The sequence below is a fragment of the Ensifer sp. LC163 genome (assembly GCF_001695855.1).
GTDB lineage: Bacteria > Pseudomonadota > Alphaproteobacteria > Rhizobiales > Rhizobiaceae > Ensifer.
The window spans coordinates 74,831-92,473 of the sequence record NZ_MBSS01000020.1 but is presented as its reverse complement, the minus strand read 5'-3'; the positions used below and the strand labels follow the sequence as shown (position 1 = coordinate 92,473).

The 17,643-nt window shown below is 61.9% G+C and carries 19 protein-coding genes; 4 read left to right on the top strand and 15 right to left on the bottom strand.

Going from position 1 to position 17,643, the window contains the following annotated elements; translation table 11 throughout:
- Positions 1-5: 5 nt before the first annotated feature.
- Positions 6-572, top strand: coding sequence for an NADH-quinone oxidoreductase subunit I (locus BC360_RS17625; RefSeq protein WP_065796265.1), 567 nt, complete (start codon positions 6-8; stop codon positions 570-572).
- A 45-nt stretch (positions 573-617) separates the two neighbouring features.
- Entirely contained in the window at positions 618-1,058 is a 441-nt protein-coding gene (locus tag BC360_RS17620; protein WP_065796263.1) for a CBS domain-containing protein, read from the top strand.
- A 204-nt stretch (positions 1,059-1,262) separates the two neighbouring features.
- On the opposite strand, the gene nuoG is transcribed toward BC360_RS17620, so the two are convergent.
- The 14 genes from nuoG to BC360_RS17550 all read right to left on the bottom strand — a co-directional run bounded on the left by nuoG (position 1,263) and on the right by BC360_RS17550 (position 15,691).
- Entirely contained in the window at positions 1,263-3,881 is a 2,619-nt protein-coding gene (nuoG, locus tag BC360_RS17615) for an NADH-quinone oxidoreductase subunit NuoG (protein WP_065796261.1), read from the bottom strand.
- 30 nt (positions 3,882-3,911) lie between these two features.
- Complete coding sequence (gene nuoF, locus BC360_RS17610) at positions 3,912-5,177, bottom strand: NADH-quinone oxidoreductase subunit NuoF (RefSeq protein ID WP_065796259.1); 1,266 nt, start codon at positions 5,175-5,177, stop codon at positions 3,912-3,914.
- Positions 5,178-5,181: 4 nt separating this feature from the next.
- Positions 5,182-5,694, bottom strand: coding sequence for an NADH-quinone oxidoreductase subunit NuoE (nuoE, locus tag BC360_RS17605; RefSeq protein WP_065784961.1), 513 nt, complete (start codon positions 5,692-5,694; stop codon positions 5,182-5,184).
- A 17-nt stretch (positions 5,695-5,711) separates the two neighbouring features.
- Positions 5,712-6,926 (bottom strand): NADH dehydrogenase (quinone) subunit D, encoded by a 1,215-nt coding sequence (gene nuoD / locus BC360_RS17600; protein WP_065796257.1) that lies wholly within the window; start codon positions 6,924-6,926, stop codon positions 5,712-5,714.
- Positions 6,927-6,955: 29 nt separating this feature from the next.
- The gene (locus tag BC360_RS17595; RefSeq protein ID WP_065796255.1) at positions 6,956-7,492 is read right to left on the bottom strand and encodes an NADH-quinone oxidoreductase subunit C; all 537 of its coding nucleotides are present in this window, start codon (positions 7,490-7,492) and stop codon (positions 6,956-6,958) included.
- Positions 7,489-7,992: an NADH-quinone oxidoreductase subunit NuoB gene (gene nuoB, locus BC360_RS17590; RefSeq protein WP_065784958.1), complete on the bottom strand. Its 504-nt coding sequence runs from the start codon at positions 7,990-7,992 to the stop codon at positions 7,489-7,491. Before nuoB ends, BC360_RS17595 begins: the two co-directional genes overlap by 4 nt.
- Complete coding sequence (locus BC360_RS17585) at positions 7,980-8,345, bottom strand: NADH-quinone oxidoreductase subunit A (protein ID WP_065784957.1); 366 nt, start codon at positions 8,343-8,345, stop codon at positions 7,980-7,982. Before BC360_RS17585 ends, nuoB begins: the two co-directional genes overlap by 13 nt.
- A gap of 154 nt (positions 8,346-8,499) precedes the next feature.
- The gene (locus tag BC360_RS17580; RefSeq protein WP_065796254.1) at positions 8,500-9,939 is read right to left on the bottom strand and encodes an NADH-quinone oxidoreductase subunit N; all 1,440 of its coding nucleotides are present in this window, start codon (positions 9,937-9,939) and stop codon (positions 8,500-8,502) included.
- Positions 9,936-11,408 (bottom strand): NADH-quinone oxidoreductase subunit M, encoded by a 1,473-nt coding sequence (locus tag BC360_RS17575; protein ID WP_065796252.1) that lies wholly within the window; start codon positions 11,406-11,408, stop codon positions 9,936-9,938. Before BC360_RS17575 ends, BC360_RS17580 begins: the two co-directional genes overlap by 4 nt.
- A gap of 8 nt (positions 11,409-11,416) precedes the next feature.
- Complete coding sequence (locus BC360_RS17570; RefSeq protein ID WP_065796250.1) at positions 11,417-13,177, bottom strand: Na(+)/H(+) antiporter subunit D; 1,761 nt, start codon at positions 13,175-13,177, stop codon at positions 11,417-11,419.
- On the bottom strand, positions 13,170-13,424 hold the full coding sequence (locus tag BC360_RS17565) for a hypothetical protein (protein WP_065796248.1): 255 nt from the start codon (positions 13,422-13,424) through the stop codon (positions 13,170-13,172). The genes BC360_RS17570 and BC360_RS17565 overlap by 8 nt, the downstream gene beginning before the upstream one ends.
- Entirely contained in the window at positions 13,421-14,884 is a 1,464-nt protein-coding gene (locus BC360_RS17560; RefSeq protein ID WP_065796246.1) for a monovalent cation/H+ antiporter subunit D family protein, read from the bottom strand. The genes BC360_RS17565 and BC360_RS17560 overlap by 4 nt, the downstream gene beginning before the upstream one ends.
- A gap of 4 nt (positions 14,885-14,888) precedes the next feature.
- Entirely contained in the window at positions 14,889-15,191 is a 303-nt protein-coding gene (gene nuoK, locus BC360_RS17555) for an NADH-quinone oxidoreductase subunit NuoK (RefSeq protein WP_065784951.1), read from the bottom strand.
- Positions 15,191-15,691, bottom strand: coding sequence for an NADH-quinone oxidoreductase subunit J (locus BC360_RS17550; protein WP_065784950.1), 501 nt, complete (start codon positions 15,689-15,691; stop codon positions 15,191-15,193). Before BC360_RS17550 ends, nuoK begins: the two co-directional genes overlap by 1 nt.
- 522 nt (positions 15,692-16,213) lie before the next feature.
- On the opposite strand from BC360_RS17550, the gene BC360_RS17545 reads away from it, so the two are divergent.
- Positions 16,214-16,519: a hypothetical protein gene (locus BC360_RS17545; RefSeq protein WP_065796244.1), complete on the top strand. Its 306-nt coding sequence runs from the start codon at positions 16,214-16,216 to the stop codon at positions 16,517-16,519.
- Between the two features lie 237 nt (positions 16,520-16,756).
- Here the strand turns inward: BC360_RS17545 and BC360_RS17540 are convergent, their stop codons facing one another.
- The gene (locus BC360_RS17540) at positions 16,757-16,942 is read right to left on the bottom strand and encodes a tautomerase family protein (protein ID WP_244512766.1); all 186 of its coding nucleotides are present in this window, start codon (positions 16,940-16,942) and stop codon (positions 16,757-16,759) included.
- Here BC360_RS17540 and BC360_RS17535 point away from each other — a divergent pair.
- Positions 16,884-17,582 (top strand): GntR family transcriptional regulator, encoded by a 699-nt coding sequence (locus tag BC360_RS17535; protein WP_065796240.1) that lies wholly within the window; start codon positions 16,884-16,886, stop codon positions 17,580-17,582. The two genes, BC360_RS17540 and BC360_RS17535, sit on opposite strands and share 59 nt — an antisense overlap.
- Positions 17,583-17,643 lie beyond the last annotated feature (61 nt).

Here is a 17,643-nt window from a genome sequence, read left to right as displayed (position 1 = left end):
CGGCGATGTCGCACGCAGGAGACAAAGTTGGAACATGGATCGGCTGGGCGTTCTTCGCCGATCTAGCGAACGCTTTGGCTCTGACCTTCGGCTACATGTTCTCCAGATCCGTGACCATGCAGTATCCGGACAAGGAAAAATGGTTGCCTTACGCCCGTTACCGCGGGCACCACTTCCTGAAGCGCGACGACGAGGGCGAGATCAAATGCGTGGCCTGCGAGCTCTGCGCAAAGATTTGTCCCTGCGACTGCATCGAAGTCATCCCCTACGAGGACGAAAAGGGCAACCGTCACCCGGCAAAATTTGAAATCGACACGGCCCGGTGCCTATTCTGCGGGCTGTGCGAGGACGCGTGCCCGGCGGACGCGATCGCGCTTGGCCAGCAATACGAATTCTCGAGTTTTTCCTCGCGTGATCTGGTGATCGGGCGTGACGATCTGCTCGGTAAGCCGGGCAAGGCGACGACCGGTGGCGCTGTAGTCGCGGCGCGCCTGAACACCGAACACGACGTTCTGGTCGAGACGAGTGAACTGCAAGGGTACAACTGGTGGCGGAATATCCGGCGAACGTGAGTACGCGTCCGCCGTCAAGCCGGAACGCGTAGACAGGAGGCTCAGATGCATGTCTGCCAAATCTTGAAAACCAAGTCTCCCGGACTCATCTCGGTTACGCCGGATCAGACGATGGTAGAAGTCCTGCGGCTGTTTCGGGAAAACAACATCGGCTTTGTGGTTGTCAGCCGTTCGCCCGGGGAATGCCTGGGCACGCTGTCAGAGCGGGACTGCTGCAATGCGGTGGCCGAATACGGTATAGAGGCGCCCACCATGCGGGTCGCCGACATCATGAACCGCAGTGTGGCGACGTGCTCGACAGAGGATTTTCTGCCCTTTGTGATGGCGATCATGACCAATTGGCGCACACGCCATGTGTTGGTCATGGACGGCGGCGTTCCTGTCGGCGTGGTGAGCATCGGCGACGTGGTCAAGCACCGGCTCGAAGAAGCGTTGCGCAATGAGCAGGCGCTGCACGAATATATTGCCGGGACGGCTTATCACTAGAGCATTTCCAGGAAAAGTGCGAAGCGGTTTTCCGTCAGGAAATGCGTAAAAACAAAGAGTTATAGCGTTTCTGCGATTCCGTTTAGACCGAAAACGCTCTAAGGGCGCAAACCGGGCGCGTCGATTAAAGCGTGTCGCGCAAACGTGTGCAGCGGTCTTGCGCGTCTGATAAGACGCGCGGCGCTGTAGAGATCGCGACGCGCTTTAGGGTGGACTGCCCGGAAGCTCGGCAGTGCCTCGGCCGGGATTTTCAGGCGCCGCCCCGGCTCCCGCCGCCGCATCGAAGGCAGCGCGCACCCTTTCAACCTCCACGGGACAAGGGTATTCGCCCTGCCGCATCAGGCTGTTGAGACGCAGGTCTCTGTAATTTTCCGGCACGAACACGAGCCCCCTGGGAAAGTGCCTGTTGACCTTGAGCTGCGCTCTCAGTTCGCCCTGAGTGGATCGAACGACCACGTGATCGCGATCCGAAAGACCAAGCTGCGCGGCATCGCGCGCGCTCATCTCGACATATGGGTCGGCCGCAACCGTATTCAGGATCGCGGAGCGTTCGGAAAGATATCCGTTGTGGAACAGGCAGTTGCCGGTGATCAGCATGAGCCGGTCGCCGGCATTCGGAACGGCTGGCGGCGGCGCGAGGAACTCATCAGCCGGTGGTGTCGGGACCGATCTGGTAAATGCTCCGTCAGTACCAAGCCCGCCTGGCGTCAGCCCCTGATAGGCCGGAACCAGTTGGGTCATCTCGTCGAAGATCTCGCCTTGCGTCGACGTCCGCGCCTGCTGGTTTCGAAGCGCTGCGACGAAGTCGAGGACCGCCAGATTGCCGCGCGCCTCGAAGGCGGCTTCGCGGAACTTGCAGACTTTCTGGGTCCGGCCCTCATTGTTGGTGAAGATACCGGATTCTTCGCCGTAACTCGCTGCGGGCAGCACCACATCGGCAAGCCCCACCGTATCCGTGAGGAATGCGTCCTGCACGATCAGGAGATCGGCGGCGCCAAGCGCCCGCGTCACGAGTTTCCGGTCGGGATAGCTCATCAGAGGGTCGCTCCCAACGATATAGAGCGCACCCATCCGCCCGCCGTCGCAGAGCGCAAGCATGGTCTCGAAATCTGCGCCCGGTTCAGACGGGATCCCGGTGCCCCAGGCCCGTTCGAAAGTTGCGCGCGCAGCATCATCGGCGACGGCACGCAGTCCCGGTAGCGCCGCCGGCAGAACCCCCATGTCCCAGGCGCCCAGCTGGTTGGCACGGTCGAAGAGGAATTGCATCGCCAGATCCTTGCCGAGGGCACGAAGAATCCTCAGCAGCTTGTTGATCTGCTGTAATGCGGTGCTTGCCAGTGGCGACCTCAGGAGATCGACGCTGACAAGAACAGTGATGCTCCTGCTGTCCAGCAGTGCAGCAGCTAGGCGGTCCGGGTCGTCACCATCGGGTGCTCCCTGCTTGCCGTTTGGCGCGCCGATATCCACTGGAACATCGCCCGCCAAGGCCTGGCTGGTCGGCGCAACGAGACGGGCCACCACCGCAGCAAGGCCCGCCGCCTCACCACCCGGCGGAACGCGAACGACCGCCCGGGCATCGGCGTCCAGACGGGATGGCCGCGCCGAGAGCATGAGCAAGCCGGTCTGGCGTCGCCGCGCGCCGTCCCGCAGCAGATATTCGGTGACCGGGTTTTCCTCGGTCACGTTGCCACCGACGACCAGCACACAATCGTTGCCGATCACTTCTTCGAGCGGCGCGCGCGTGTAGAAGTCCGCCACCAATGGGCCGAGCGCATCGAAAGGTGTGGACCAGCGAGACGCGCAGTCTATGTTGTTGGTGCGGAACACCGTCCGCATCACTTTCTGGAACTGATAAAGAACCTCGTTGGGAAGGCGCGGCGAGGCCAGCCCGCCCACAACCTTTCCCTCGACGGCCGACAGCCGCCGTCGCAGATAGTCCGCCGCCTCTTCCCAGGAAACCGGAACGAGGGCGCCATCACGACGGACCATCGGCCGTTTGATCCGGTCCCGGCTCTCGACGAAATCGAGGCCGAAGCGTCCCCGCACGCAAAGCGTTTCCCGGTTGACCCCATGCTCCTGTTTCGAGCGGACCCGCATGAACTCGCCTTTGCGCGTGCCGACGGTCAGCTGGCAGCCAGTGCCGCAATGCGGGCAGACCGTATCGGTCTCGGCCAGATCCCAGGGCCGCGCCTTGTAACGATAAGGAAAGCTCATCAGCGCGCCGACCGGGCAGACCTCGACGCAATTGCCGCACTGGTCGCAACTCGCGAGACTGCCTTCAAAGCCGGTCACGGCGGTATCCATGCCTTTTTCGACCGTGCCCAAGGCGACAGCGCCGACCACTTCCTCGCACATCCGGACGCAGCGCTGGCACTGGATACACCGGTTGACATTCATGATGATGACCGGGCTGAGGCGGATGTCCTTGGAGTGGAAGACGCGTTTGGCATCACGGAACCGGCTTTCGCGGGGCCCGTAGGCCATCACCAGGTCCTGCAGCTCGCACTCGCCGCCCTTGTCGCAGATCGGGCAGTCGAGCGGATGGTTGGCGAGCAGCATGTCGAGCATGGAAGAGCGTGTTTCCTCGATCAGCGGCGTGCTCGCCCGCACCACCATGCCGTCGGTGACAGCGGTCGCGCATGCGGGCTGCAGTCGCCGCTGCCCCTCGATCTCCACCAGGCACATGCGGCAGGAGGCCAGCGCCGGCAGCCGCTTCAGATAGCAGAAGGTCGGGATGTCGATCCCCAAACGCTCGGCAGCCTGCAGCACGGTAGAGCCCGCCTCCACTTCCAGCGTTTGTTCGTTGATCGTGATGCTAACCATTGCTTTCCTGTGGCCTTCTACTTGCGCTCCTCAGTGAAACGGGCACCGCCGCGCTTCGATATGGGCGACGAATTCATGCTCGAAATGCGTTAGTGCCGCCCGCAGCCCCATGGCTGCACCGTCGCCCAGAGCGCAGAACGTGTTGCCGAAAATGCCCTTGCAGAGCGCCTCCAGCTGTTCCAGATCGCCCGGCGCCCCTTGCCCCGCCTCGACCCGGCGCAGCACTTTTACAACCCAATTGAGCCCTTCGCGGCACGGGGTGCACTTGCCGCAGGACTCATGGTGGAAGAATTCGATGATCCGGGTGGCGACCTTTACCATGCAGGTCGAGTCGTCGATTACGATTACCCCGGCCGAACCGAGCATCGAACCGGCGGCGGCCAGCGAGTCGAAGTCCATTCCAACGTCCAGCCCGCGCTCCGGGATCAGCGGCGCCGAGACCCCGCCGGGGATCACGGCCTTGATCTTGCGCCCCGGTAGCGGCCCGCCGGCGTGCTCCTCTACCAGTTCGCGCAATGGTATGCCCATCGGCAGCTCGTAAAGGCCCGGTTTGCGCACCTGCCCGCTGAGGCAATAGAGCTTCGGGCCGGGACTTTTGTCCGGGCCGATGCCGCGGAACCACTCCGGCCCCCGCGCGACGATATGCGGAACGCAGGCCAATGTTTCGACGTTGTTGATGACGGTCGGGCTGGCGTAGAGCCCTTCGACCGCCGGAAACGGCGGTTTCAAGCGCGGCTGCGCGCGCTTGCCTTCAAGCGAGTCGAGCATCGCCGTCTCCTCGCCGCAGATGTAGGCGCCGGCGCCGCAATGGATATGCACGGTGAAATTGAAATCCGAGCCGAGAATCCGCTTTCCCAGATATCCCTTCGCATGGGCCTCGGCGAGCGCCTGCTCCAGCCGCCGGATCGCCAGCACGTATTCCCCGCGGATATAGACATAGGCGGTTTCGGCCCCGATCGCGTAGCCACTGATAGCCATGCCCTCGATCAGCTGGTGCGGGTCACGCTCCATGATGATCCGGTCCTTGAAGGTGCCCGGCTCGCCCTCATCGGCGTTGCAGCACAGGTATTTCGGCTTGCCGGCGCGCTTCGGCACGAAGCTCCATTTCATGCCGGTTGGGAATCCGGCCCCGCCGCGACCGCGCAGGTTGGATTTCTTGACAAGATCGATGATCTCGTCGGGCGTGTGCTCGTGAACCGCCTTCGCCAGTGCCTGGTAGCCGCCGCCGGCCTCGTAGGTCGTGAGCAGATGGCCATCCGGCACGTCCACGTTCCTGAGAAGGACGGGTTCTGACATGGCGCTACTCTCCCGGCGGTGCTGTGGTGGCGGGATCGGCGCCAATCGCCTGCCCCGTCACCGCCCGCAGCCTTTCCAACAGCGCGTCGATCCGCGCGATGTCGAGGCCGCCGTGATAGTCGTCTCCGACCTGCATCACGGGGGCCATCTCGCAAGCGCCGAGGCATTCGACGGTCGAAAGCGTGAACAGCCCGTCCAGGGTCGTGCCGTCCTTTTCGATCCCCAGCACTGCCTCCAGATGCCTCAGCAAATCCTCGGATCCACGCAGCATGCAGGATACATTGTCGCAGAGCTGCAAGTGGAACACCCCCACTGGCTCGGTGCGGAAGAGTGTGTAGAACGTCGCCAGCTCGTAAACCCAGATCCGCTCGACACCGAGGATGTCGGCGACCTCTTCCAGCACGGGGCCGGGCAGATGCCCATGTTCCTTCTGCGCGATCAGAAGCGCGGGCATGATCGCGGAGCGCTGGTCCGGATACCGCGCCGCCGCCACTTCGATCTTTTCGCGCATGCTCATCGCGTCCAAATCTCCCGCTACTTGTCCACCTCGGCCATCACCGGGTCGAGGCTGCCCAGCACGGCGATCATGTCGGCCAGGTAGTGGGCATTGCTCGTCCCGAACAGGCCCTGCAGGTTGACGAACGACGGTGACCGCACCTTCATGCGGAACGGTTTTGCCGACCCGTCGCTGATGATGTAGAACCCGAGCTCGCCCTTTGGCGCCTCGATCGCCGAATAGACTTCGCCCTTCGGCACCTTGAAGCCATACGCCGACAGGTCAAAGTGCTGGATCAGCGCCTCCATCGAACAATGCACCTTGTCCTTGTCCACTGGGAAAGCGATCGTCGGCATGTCGATCTGGAACGGCCCCTCGGGCATCTGCTCGAGGCATTGTTCGATGATGCGCACACTCTCGCGCATCTCCTCGACCCGGCATTGCCAGCGCGCGTAGCAATCGCCCTCGTTGCGGGTGATGACGTTGAAGTCGAGCCGGTCGTAGATCTCGTAGGGCTCGTCGCGGCGGATGTCCCAGTCGACGCCTGAGGCGCGCAGGTTCGGGCCACTCAGGCCCAAATCGATGCCGTCTTCGGCGGTGATCACGCCGATTCCCTGCGTGCGCTTCAGGAACACCCGGTTGTTCTCGACCAGCCGTTCATAGTCGCGGATCCGGTTCGGGAAGATGTCGCAGAACTCCCTGATCTTGGGGAAAAAACCGTCGGGCAGGTCCTCGCGCACACCGCCGACCCGGCAGAAGGAGGTGTGCATCCGCGCGCCGCTGATCATCTCTAAAAGGTCCATGATCATTTCGCGCTCGCGCATGGCGTAGAGCAACGCGGTCATGGCGCCCAGGTCCAGCGGCAGCGCGCCGGTGATCAGGAGATGACCGGAGATCCGCGCCAGTTCGGCCATCAGCACGCGGATATATTGCGCGCGGATCGGCGCTTCGATGCCCAGGAGTTTCTCCACCGCGAGCGCGAAAGCCAGGTTGTTCGACGGCGGGCAGAGGTAATCCAGCCTATCGGTCAGCGGAAAAATCTGGGTGTAGGTGAAGCTCTCGGCCAGTTTTTCTGTGCCGCGGTGGAGGTAGCCGATATGCGGGTCGACGCGAGCGACATATTCGCCGTCCAGCTCAAGGACAAGCCGCAGCACCCCGTGTGTGCTGGGATGTTGTGGGCCAAGATTGAGGAGCACCTCCTTGGTGTCGAGCGCTTCGCCTTCTGGCCTGCTCAGTTCCGTGACTTCAGTCATCTCACGTTCCGGGCGTGGAGCGGCCTCCCTTATGGAATGTTCTTGGTCGCGAGGTCGGGCCGCGTCGGCGGCGGGCCTTCGGCGCCAAACGGGTTCAACTCGTCCTTGTAGCCGCGAAGCGGAAAGTCCTTGCGCTGAGGGAAGCCCTCGAAGCCTTCCCACATGTAGATCCGCCGCAAGTCGGGGTGGCCCTCGAACCTTATCCCGTACATGTCCCAGGCTTCGCGCTCATGCCAATTGGCGGTCCGCCAGACGCCCGTCACCGTTGGGACCCGTGGCGGATCGCCAAGGCGGCATTTGATGCGAACGCGCCATTTGTTCGGCAGCGAGTAGAGGTGGTACACGGCCTCGTAGCGCGGCACCTCAGGGTAATGATCGACCCCGCAGATGTCCGACAGGAAATTGAACCGCAGCGCCGGATGTTCCTTCAGAAACCGGCAAAGCTCGACGATCATCTGAGGCGGAGCGGCGAAGGCGTGAACACCATGCGCGAAGCCAAGATCATCGATTGCGTTGCCGAAGTGCTCCGTAATCAGGATGAGGTTGAGGGGTGTCTCCACGCTCATGGCACCGCGACCCGGTCCAGAGGAGTCCCGGCCAGCGCTCGGGATTTCTTGATCTTCTCCTGAAGCAGGAGGAAGCCATGCATCAGCGCCTCGGGCCGTGGCGGGCAGCCGGGAACATGCACGTCCACCGGCACGAAGGTCTCCGCCCCCTGCACCACGGCGTAGGTATTGTAAACACCGCCCGATATAGCGCAGGTGCCCATTGCGATAACCCAGCGTGGTTCCGGCATCTGATCATAGAGCCGGCGTACGACGGGCGCGAATTTCCGGGTTATGGTACCGGCGATAATCATCACGTCGGACTGGCGCGGTGATGGCCGGAACACCACGCCGAACCGATCGAGATCATAACGGGCGCACCCCGCCGAAATCATCTCGATGGCGCAGCAGGCAATACCGAAGGTCTCGGGCCACAGCGCCGATTTTCTGCCCCAGTTGATAACGCTCTCGGCGGTGGTGAACAGCACGCTGTCGCGGATCCCATTGTTTACGCCTCCCATTCCAGCGCTCCCTTCAACCAGGCGTAGGCGAAGCCCACAAGAAGCAGCAATATGAAGACGAACATCTCGACATAGCCGACCAGCCCGATGTCTTTCAGCACGACAGCCCAGGGAAAGAGGAACATCGTTTCGACATCGAAGACGACCAGCAGGATTGCGAGAACAAAGAACTGCACCCGGAAGCGGCCTCCGGCGGCCTCGCCTGCCGGGTCCATGCCGCATTCATAGGGCATGTTCTTTGCGGGATAGGGATTGGACGGACGCAGCAGCGAAGAGACAAATAGCGTCGCCCCCGCCACCCCAACAATTCCGGCGACCATGACAAGAACCGGGAGGAACTCCATCGCAATCATATCGCGTTGCCCCACTCACCCGCCGAGGGCTTTCCTCAGGCCGCGACCGACCCAATTTAGGACCGGTAACGCGTCGCCCAGGGAAGGGACTTGGGCTATCCTTTCTTGAACTCCCAGTCTATTCTGTCGGGCGGATCATTGCAAATCCAATCGATTAGCCCCCAAACACCGAATGCTGGGCAAGCCTCAGAAACCACGCCGGGAATAGGCCGATGCCGATGGTGCCGACGGCGGTGAAGGCGAGCGTGGCGCGGACCAAGGGCGTCAGTGCCGGGTCGAACGCCCTCTCCGGCTCCCGCATGTAGATCACCATGACGATGCGGATGTAAAAATAGGCGGCGACGGCGCTCAGCAGCACTGCGATCACCGCCAGCATGACGAAACCGCGCTCGACGAGCGCGACCAGGACGTAGAACTTGGCGAAGAACCCGGCCGTCGGCGGAATACCGGCCAGTGAGAACAGATAGAGCAGCATCAGAAGCGCCAATCCGGGATGCGACTTGGCGAAACCCGCGTAGTCTTCGATAATCTCGCCCGAGAAATCGCCGTTCCGCATCATGATGACGGTGCCGAAAATGCCGAGATTCATGAAAGAGTAGATCAACAGGTAGAGCATCACGCTGGCAATCCCGTCGGCACCGCCGGCCACCACGCCGAAAATGGCGAACCCGGCATGTGCGATGCTGGAATAGGCCAGCAGGCGCTTGAAATTATCCTGCACCAGCGCCACGAAACTGCCGAGCGCCATCGTCACCACCGCAATGACCGCGACGATAATCCAAACGTCGGAGGTCGCGAACAGCGGGTTGAGGAACACCCGCAGGATCACCGCGAACCCCGCCGCCTTGGGACCCACCGACATGAAGGCGGTGATCGTCGTCGGCGCGCCTTCATAGACGTCCGGTATCCACATGTGAAACGGCACCGCGCCGACCTTGAAGACCAACCCCGCGACGATGAAGACCACAGCCAGCAGCAATCCGGGATCGGGCGGATCGCCGGTCACCGCCGCAGCCATCGCGTCCAGTTGTGTGGTGCCGGTGAGCCCGTAGACCAGCGAAACGCCGTAAAGGAAAATCCCGGTCGAGACCGAGCCAAGGATCACATATTTCAGCGCCGCTTCGTTCGACCGCTGCTCTCGGCGCAGGAAGCCGGTCAGCACATAGGTGCAGATCGCCATCAGTTCGACGCCGACATAGACCGACAAGAGGTCGGTCGCCGAGGCCATGATCATCATTCCCGAAAGCGCAAGAAGCAGCAGGACATAGTATTCGCTGCTCCCGATCCCCTCGGTCTCGGCATATCGCTGCGAAAGCAGGAATGTCAGAACGGTGGCGAGGTAGAACACAAACTTGAAGAAGACAGCGAAGCGGTCGGCGATGAACATGCCCGTGTAGGCCGGCCGCACCTCGCCGGCCAGCATGAGTGTCACAAAAGCGGCAATCAGCACGACCGCGACGGAAGCCCAGACAAGGAACGGTTCCTGCCCCTTGCGCAGAAACTGTCCCAGGATCAGCAGGATGCAGGCCCCAGTGATCACCACGATCTCGGGTAGGCTCGCTAGCACCGACTGGAAGAGCGCGACGGCGGTCATTGGCCGCTCCCCTCACCGTGCACCTGCATCAGCAGATGCTTCGCGGAGGCGTCGATAATGTCGAGAAAGGGTTTCGGATAGAGCCCGACCCAAAGCACGAAGGCGGCCAGGGGCAGGATTGCGGCCATCTCGCGGGCATTCACATCGCGTATGCTGAACCGGGCGACGCTGGCCGGACCAAGCGCGACTTTCCTGTACATGCCAAGCAGATAGGCCGCGCCCAGCAATGCGCCCAAGACGGCGGTCGCGCCGATGGCCAGATCGGCCGCAAACCCGCCCGACAGCACGAGCAACTCTCCCACGAACGAATTCGTTCCCGGCAGCGCCATCGCCGACAGGACGAACAACGCAAGAAACGCGGTATAAACCGGCGCCGCCTTCATCAACCCGCCATATTCCGCCATGCTGCGAGTGTGGGTCCGCTCGTAGATCAGGCCGACGAACAGGAACAACGCACCCGTCGTTACGCCATGATTGAACATTTGCAGGATGCCGCCCTCAAGCCCGCGCAGGTTCAACGCAAAAATCCCTAACGTCACGAAGCCCATGTGGCTGATGCTCGAATAGGCCACCAGCTTCTTCAGGTCGTCCTGTGCCAGCGCAAGCAACCCGCCATAGACGATCGCGAGCGCCGAAAGTGCCAGCATCAGCGTCGAATAGTGCACTGACGCCTGCGGCAGCATCGGCAGCGAGAACCGCAGGAATCCGTACGCACCCATTTTCAGGAGCACTCCCGCCAGGATGATGCTGCCCGCCGTCGGCGCCTGCACATGGGCATCCGGCAGCCAGGTATGGACCGGGACCATGGGGACCTTGACCGCGAAGGCGACCAGGAAGGCGAAAAACAGCCAGGACTGGACCTGGAACGGCAAATCCTGCGCTGTCAGGGCGAGGATGTCGAAGGTCTCGCCGCCGTGAAAATAGAGCACGATGACACCGATTAGGAATAGGAGGCTTCCCGCCAGCGTGTAGAGGAAGAACTTGAATGCTGCATAGACCCGGCCGTCGCCGCCCCAGACGCCGATGATCAGATACATCGGGATCAGCATCGCTTCCCAGAAGACGTAGAACAAGAACAGGTCGAGCGCGCAGAACACGCCCAGCATCAACGCCTGCATGACCAGCAGGCTGACCATGAACTCCTTCACCTTGCGGTCGATCGCGGCCCATGAGGCAAGCACGCAGATCCAGCCCAACAGCGCAGTCAGGAACACGAAGAGTGCGCTTATTCCGTCGATGCCGAGCGCATATGTGATCCCAAGCGCGGGCACCCACGGGCGCCTCTCGGTGAACTGCATCTCATGGGTGGTGGTGTCAAAGCTGGCTAGCATGGCTACGCAGAGAGCGAGGTCGAGGATGGTGACACCCAGTGCTGTCCACCGCACCGCATCGTCACGGCGCAGAAACATCAGGACCGCTGCCCCGGCGACGGGCGTGAATACGATGAGACTGAGTAGCGGGAATCCCATCGCACCTCCTACCGCCACGCCACGGCGAAGACGGCGACGGCTGCGATCACACCGACAATCATCGCCAGCACGTAGTGGGTCACGACGCCGGTCTGGAGCCGGCGCAGCGCCGCGCCGCCGCGCAGGATCGAGCGGGCGACGCCGTTCACGACGGCGTCCACGCCGGTGAGATCGATCGACAGTCCTGCCCGTGCCGCCCCATGCAGGAAGGGCAGCGCCGCGGTCTCGGACACGTCGCTCACCGCCTTCTCGTAGCGCGCCAGCGGCTTTTCGGCGAGCCACATGAAGTATCGTGCACCCTTGCGATAGAACCAATCGGTGTCGATGCTGATCGTGTTATGCGGGTCGAGCGCCCTGAGCAACATGACGAAGCCCAAGGCGGTGAACATCAGTACGCCAAGGCTCTCGGTGACATGGACGCCGGTGTACGGTTCGAAGTCGACCGGATGGGGAAGAAGCGCGTAAAGCGGCTGGGGCAACACCCCGATCGCAATGCACAACACCGCCGCCATGCCCATCGCAACCAGCATGTTGCGGGGTGGCTCCCGCGCCTCCAGCCTCCGGTCCGTGCCGAAGAACATATGGTACGCGAGCTTGAGCCCGATAGACAGGAACGTCCCCGACGACGCCATCGTCAGTGCCAGCACCACCAGCGCGCGGTGATCCTGCCCGGCGGCCGCCACCACCATCGACTTGGTGACGAAGCCCGAGAAGAACGGAAATGCCGAGATCGCGACGGCGCCGACCATATAGAGCACCACGGTCAGCGGCATGGTCCTGTAGAGCCCGCCGAGCTCGGTGAGCTTGCGCCGCCCGGTGACGTAAATCACCGCCCCCGCCCCCATGAACAGGAGCGCCTTGTAGAGGATATGTGCGAAGGCATGACTGACAGCTCCGTTCACCGCCATCTCGGTCCCGATGCCGACGCCCGCCACCATGTAGCCCACCTGACTGATGATGTGATAGGCCAACAGTCGCCGGCAGTCGTTCTCCAACACCGCGTAGATGACGCCGTAGAGCGCCATCGCGGTGCCGAGCCAGACCAGAAGCTCGGTGCCCGGAAACGCCCGTGCCAGCACGTAGACGGCGGTCTTGGTGGTGAAAGCGCTCATGAACACCGCCCCAGTGACGGTCGCCTCCGGATAGGCGTCGGTCAGCCAGGCGTTGAGCGGCGGAACCGCCGCGTTGAGCAGGAACCCGGCAAGAATCAGGTAGGCGCCCACGCCCATCCCCCCCTCGATCGGGCCGAAGAGCAGCGAGCCGGTGGCGAGCCCGTGGAGAACGACGCCGCCGAGCAGGGCCACCCCGCCGGTGATGTGGACCATGAGATAGCGAAAACCGGCGGCGACCGCCTGCCGGCTGCCCTGGGCGAAGACCAGATAGGCAGAGGCAAATGCCATGCCCTCCCAGAACAGGTACAGGGTCAGGTAGTCGCCGGCGAACACCACACCGAGCGCGCTGCCCACATAGACGAACGCAGCGACATGCTGGCCGGCGTGAGGCAGGTGCAGCGCGTAGACCGTTCCGATCAGCGCCATGATGGTGAAAACGGTTGCGAAGACGATGCTCAGCTTGTCGACCTTGGCGATCAGGACTTCCTGCCCGATGAACTGCATCTCGCCATAGCTGCCCGGCTGCATCGCAAGCACGGCGAGGATCGCCAGCGCCGGAATCAGCAGCAGATAGGCCTTGCGGATCGCCCCACTGAGCAACGGGATCGGCAGCGCGCCGAGAATGAAGATCAGGCCCGGATGGATGAGATCAGTCATAATAGTCCTCGCGCCGCATGAGCCCACCCTGATGGCCGAGGAACTTGGAAACGAAAATCAAAAGCACGCAGGAGCCGAAGCCGTAGACGGCAGACCAGCCAGGCAGGCGGTCCCACAGGTATTCGGCGTGTTCGCGGGAAACCAGAAAGTCAGCGACGACGATCAGGGCGAGCACCAGATAGAACAGTCGGCGGCGCTGCCTCGCATATTCCTCGTCACCAAAGAAGTCGACGACGCGCTTGATCATTTGACCACTCCGTCCGCCAGAGCGAGAAAATAGCCGGGGAAGATGCCCATCAGCACCGACAGGATGGCGGTTGCGACCAGCGGGATCGTCATCATCGGAATTTCGCGAACCGGCGTCCGGCTCTCCTGCGTTTCCGTCTCGAAGAAGGCGGTATAGCTGACCGGCAGGAAATAGGCGGCGTTCAGGATCGAACTCACCAGGAGCACGGCGAGGAACGCGATGTGCCCCGCGTCCACCGACCCTGTCGCCAAGTACCACTTGCTGACGAAGCCCGCAGTCGGCGGCACCCCGATCATGCTCAGTGAAGCGATGAAAAATGCCCCCATCGTCCATGGCAACCTGCGGCCGATACCGGCCATGTCGCTGATGTTCCGCTTGCCAGACGCACAATAGATCGACCCGGCGCAGAAAAAGAGTGTGATCTTTGAGAAGGCATGAGCTGCAATGTGGATGATCCCGCCGACCATCGCGACCGGCGACAACAGAACCACACCCAACACGACATAGGAGAGCTGGCTCACCGTCGAGTAGGCGAGCCTGGCCTTCAGGTCGTCGCGCGTCAGGGCGTAAACCGACGCCATCAGGATGGTGAACGAGACCAGATAGGCCGTGGCTATGCCGAGGCCCAGCTTGCCGACCAGCTCGACGCCAAAAACATGGAACAACATGCGCAGAACGCAGAAGACGCCCATCTTGACCACGGCCACCGCATGCAAGAGCGCGCTGACCGGTGTCGGCGCCACCATCGCCGCAGGCAGCCATGCGTGCACCGGCATCACGGCAGCCTTGGCGAAGCCGAAAAGATAGCAGAAATAGACGACCGTCAGCAGCGCCGCCGAGGCATCGGCCCTCGCCAGCAGTCCCCCCGCCACAAAGTCCAGCGACCCCGCAATGTGGTAGGTTAGCGCCAGCGCGGCGAGCAGCACGCTTTTCGACGCGCCCATCAGATAGACGAGGTACTTGCGGCTGCCCGTCCATCCCTCTTCGTCCTCGTGGTGGTAGACGAGCGGATAGGTAACGAGGCTGAGCACCTCATAGAAGATCACCAGCGTAAACAGATTGGCCGCGAAGGCGCCCCCGACGGCCGCTGCGAGGCTGGTGGCGAAACAGGCGAAGAACCGGGTCTGCGCATGCTCGTTCAGGTGCCGCATGTAGCCGATGGAATAGAACGCGGCCACGATCCATAGAAGTGACGAGACCGTGGCAAAGACCATGCCGAGCGCATCGACGCGGAAAGCGAAGTCGATCCCCGGCAGTATCTCGAAAAGGCGCAAATCGACGGTCCCGCCCGCCAGCACTGTGGGCGCCATCGAGGCGACAATCGCAAACAGGGCGATCGCGGCCAACGGCGAGACGACGTCGCGGAGTTTCTCGCGGTTGTTCAGAAGGACAACGGCCAGGGCCGCCAGAGCCGGGACGGCGATGGCAAGCAGCGGCCGGATCGATGTCTCCGGGTCCAAGCCGCTATCCTTTCATCATCGTCACATCGTCGACCTTGAGGGTGGATTTGTTCCTCACAAGGGCGACCAGGATGCCGAGGGCGACCGCAACCTCCGCCGCAGTGATTGCGATGACGAAGATCGCAAAAATCTGCCCGCGGAAATCGTCGTACTGACGACCGAAAGCGATGAAGTTGATGTTGACCGAGTTGAGCAGCAGCTCCAGCGACATCAGCACGACCAGAATATTGCGTCTGAGCAAGACGCCAGCCGCTCCAATCACGAACAGGACCACTCCGAGCAAAATGTACCACCAGAGCGGAACCATCACCCCGACTCCTTCCGCGCCAGCACGATGGCGCCCACCAGGGCCGCCAGCAGGATCACGGAGGCGGCTTCAAACGGCAGGAGATAGTCGGCAAAAAGCGTCGTGCTGAGCTGTCTGATCGCATCGCCGCCGCGCGTCGCGACGGGCTCGGTGACGGAAAAACGGTCGCTCCGGAGCACCAGCACGAGCATCTCGATCCCAAGCAGGACGAGCAGCACGAGAGTTGGAAGGTTACCGCCCGGCAAGAACCGCTGCAAGACGGCTTCCCGCACATCGATCATCATGATCACGAACAGGAACAGCACCATGATCGCGCCAACATAGACGAAGATCTGGATGACCGCGAGCAACGGCGCCCCGAGCATGATGAAGATTGCGGAGATCTGCAGAAAACAAGCCATCAACGCCAATGCGCTGTGAACCGGATTCCGCGCCACGACGACCATCAGGGCCGCGACCACGGCCACCGTAGCGAACAGAAGAAAGAACCCCTGATCCATCGACGCCGCCCCTCAGGCGCAAACTGTCACTCGGCGAGACGGCCGGATTGGAGATAGCGCCGCACTTCAGATGCGTTCATAAATTGTGCCCTAGTATCGGATTTTTCACAAGATTATTGTCGGCGGCTGAGTGGGCTGCGCTGGTCCGATCGTGGCGCGACAGCTCCCGAGGGCTTTAAGCAAACGCCGGAAGCAAAAGTCACAAAACTCCACCGGAAGCTGCTCGGCGCGCGCCCCTCTCCGCGCGGCTCGCAAGCCAAACAAAAGCCACCCTTTTGGAGCGGCTTTTGTTTGGCTTGGTTGCGGGGGCCTGATTGCGTGGAGACTTGCAACTCCTCGCTCTTGATAGGATCGAACTCTCCAGCACTACGACTTGCCAGCCGGGTGCGATGGTGCGCCTCAATTCGGGCCGTCCATCCTGATCGGACGGTCAATCGATAGACGATGGGTTGTGCAAAGTTTGAGTTGACCGTGTTTGATGGCGAGGCGACACTTGCAACCTGCAAGGCAGGAGGAAAAATGATGGCCGAGTCAGACCGCTGGCGTCACATGGCAAGCGCGCCGAAAAACGGCAGTCGGATCCTCGTCACGATCCGCCCGTCCGAACAGGGGGCGGCAGAAGTTGACCTCGCGTATTGGTCGAATGGCGATCAGTTCGGTGCAGAAGGCTGGCGCGCCTCTGATTCCTCGCCCGGCCGCATCATCGAATACGCCGAGCCGGAATTGAAGTGCTGGATGCCGATGCCCTCGGCCAATCTCAATCGCACCTCGATGCCCTCACCCTGGGAAGGCGACGACGACCGAGAGCTCGACGGCTCAGGGATTTAAGAACTCGCGCCGCCAAGTTGCGAAGATGCTACGCAACGAGTTGCAAGATCCAGTTGAGCTATCCATAACCGGAGTACCTCTCGCAAGCCTGTTCATATTGACTGCGTTTGGCTGACTTTCTCGTACCACGGGGACCGTACTGATACAGACGGAAGGCAGTTCCGACACCAGGATCCTCTCGGCTACGATCGCGGCGATGTACCCCGAGTTTTATTATGGAACTTTCGGATAGGCTGTTCAGCTCTCGTGCGAGGAGTTCCCGAGCGGCTCGCCCGCGACGAACCACTCGTTGGAAGGAATTTCGACAAACATCACCGTCGTCGCCTCCGGCTTGATACCGCCCACCCGCTCCAGCGTTTCGGCAATGGCCTTGGCAAGTTCGGCCTTTTTCTCCGGACCGCGCTTGCCATCCCTCGGCAGCACGCCGCCGACCTCGGACATCATCGCGAAGTATATTCGCGAGGCTATAGTCACGGGCGCGCTCGATGAGCACGAGCCCATCAGACAGGATGACATAGCCAAGCTTTTCGACGTCAGCAAAATCCCCGTCCGGGAAGCGCTGAAGCGACTGGAAGCTGAAGGCCTTGTCGAGTTTCAACGAAATCGCGGCGCCGTGGTAACGAGCATCACCGAACCGGAGATCGCCGAGATCTTCGAAGTCCGGGCTATGCTCGAGGCAAATGCGCTTAAACTCTCGATACCACGGATGACCGAGCGCACCTTCCAACGTGCCGAAGGGTATTGCGATGAATTCGCGCGCGAAACCGATGTCGCACGGTGGGCCGAACTCATTTGGCAGTTTCATTCCTGTCTCTATGAGGACGCCGACAAGCCCTTCCTTCTCAATCTCATCCGGTCCGTCAACGACCGAATTGAACGCTATCTTCGCATCCAATTGACTTTGTCGGGTGGAACAGGCGTGGATGATCGAGAACATCGGCAAATACTTGCCGCCTGTCGGCAGCGCGACGTGGCGCTGGCATCGGAGCTCCTCGTTAGCCACATCACGAAGGCATGCGCATCACTCCTGAGCAACCTCCCGAAAATGAGAGACGGCAAATAGTCGTCGCTTCGCTCAGCTGGGCGCAGGTGACCCGCTAACCTCAGGCAAACTGGAAGGCGCG